Raw genomic sequence first — 1824 nt, 5'->3', positions numbered from 1 at the left:
GAATATTAGATACAAAAGAATGGTTGGAAAATAGTCAGGTTTAAGTGGCTCAGTTTTTAATTAATAAATGGCTCAATTTTTACTTGCGAAATACAAAAGCTTAGCTATGATTTTTGGAGAAAGTCTGAAAGGCAAGGGAAAGTCTTCATTGATAAAATTAATTCTCAACGTTCTATTCAATTTAATTCTTTAGATACCAATTTTCCTACCGTATCAACAAGAGATATAATAACTAGTTATTTATCTAATTTAAGTACTAGAGAAAAACAACTTATAATAAATAAATTACAAGTTAATGAGGTAGGTTTAACAAAAGCAAATAGCAAAATAGAAAATTATACGAAACAGATTCAAAAACTTACAGCCGAATTAGAAAGAGTAAAAATAATAAATGAAGAACTAAAAGAAAAAACAGGTGTTTATGAACAGGTGTTATTTCAATGGGCAGATATATCTTCTAAACAAAATATAGATTTAATAGATACAATAACTACTGGTAAACGTAGAAATGAAATAGTTAACCAGTTATTTAATGATATGTTTTCAGACAATCCTCATGCAGCATATCTAAATATTAATAGACAAGAAAAAAATAAAATTAATAATATAATAGATTTCCCCCCTTCAGATTCAAGGGATATATTAGATGAGTTAGATTTATTAGATAATTCAGACCCCTCTGATTAATTTTCTATTATATTAAAAATTCCGGTATGACTTAGATAGAAAATGCGATTCTTAAAAGAACTGAAAAGATTGAAATTAAGTTTAGATAAAAAATTATTAGTAACTACATTCCATTTCTGTAAAATTTCCATTTAGAGAGAAATTTTGAAATTGATAATTAGAGGATAAATGTAGATTTCTAATATATTTTGATTTTGATTAAACATACCTCGAAAGCCCAGATTTAGTGTAAATTAAAAGCATCCATTCTGAAAAAAAGATTGGTCAGAATAGATGCTTTTCTGCAGTTTAAAAGTTTGTTTTTATAATAAAGTTGATCATTTCCTAAACGTGTTGCTCCACAATAGCGCCCGATTGTTGAGTAGCTAATTTACTTTACGAATTCTTATACTCAGCTAGTCAATAGAATTTGCAACCTTTATCAATACTTCTGATGGTTTATCAGAAACATCTTCATCCAGTGAAAGGATATACTGCCATTCATTCATCTCAAATACAAGATTATTACGTTTTTCAAACATTGTAGTGCTGTAAATCGCACGAATACCGTTATTCAACTTTAATTCCTTATCAATCATTTCTTCCCTTATTAGAAGTTTATAATCGATATGTCGCACTTCAACTTTATAATCATTGTCTCCTGATTTTTCATCTACATATCGAACTTCCAGCTTATCATTCCAATCACCTTCTGGATTAGAGAACCTAGCAAAACTATGTGTAAAGGTAATTGGAATTTCATTAGGTAAAACAATCTCTTTTTTAAAATGCTGTTTACTTTCAGCAAGAGCTTCATCAACTTCTTTGTATCCTAACTTTGAAAAGTTTCTATCAAATTTATCCTCGTTTGCATAAACAGATGCAGCTAAAAAGATAGAAGAAAATAATAATAAGTGATTTTTCATAACATTCCTCACCTCATTAATATTATGAGAAGAAAATATATTATTATTAATGGTTATTATTATTAAACTAAAGACACATTTACTTTAATTGAATTTCAGTATGATGTTATAGCAATAAAAAGAAGCACAACTCCTCTTGTGTTTTGCAAGATAAAAGTGCAGAAGAATGCAAAGAAAAATACACAAGCTTGCCAGCCTTCATCTGAGTATTCATTTTTGTCTTGATAATGCG

General features: G+C 28.0%; 2 protein-coding genes. One reads left to right on the top strand and one right to left on the bottom strand.

Features of this window, described 5'->3' with window-relative positions; all coding sequences use genetic code 11:
• Nucleotides 1-429: 429 nt before the first annotated feature.
• On the top strand, nt 430-687 hold the full coding sequence (locus BJ095_RS18795) for a hypothetical protein (RefSeq protein WP_107937925.1): 258 nt from the start codon (nt 430-432) through the stop codon (nt 685-687).
• Between the two features lie 395 nt (nt 688-1082).
• Here BJ095_RS18795 and BJ095_RS18790 read toward each other — a convergent pair whose 3' ends face one another.
• Nucleotides 1083-1592 carry a hypothetical protein gene (locus BJ095_RS18790; protein WP_107937926.1) on the bottom strand — a complete coding sequence of 170 codons (510 nt, stop codon included), beginning with the start codon at nt 1590-1592 and terminating at the stop codon, nt 1083-1085.
• Nucleotides 1593-1824 lie beyond the last annotated feature (232 nt).

It is taken from the genome of Ureibacillus chungkukjangi (genome assembly GCF_003217295.1).
GTDB lineage: Bacteria > Bacillota > Bacilli > Bacillales_A > Planococcaceae > Ureibacillus > Ureibacillus chungkukjangi.
Note: the sequence above shows the minus strand (reverse complement) of the source record. Positions and strands in the feature narration are given on the sequence as shown.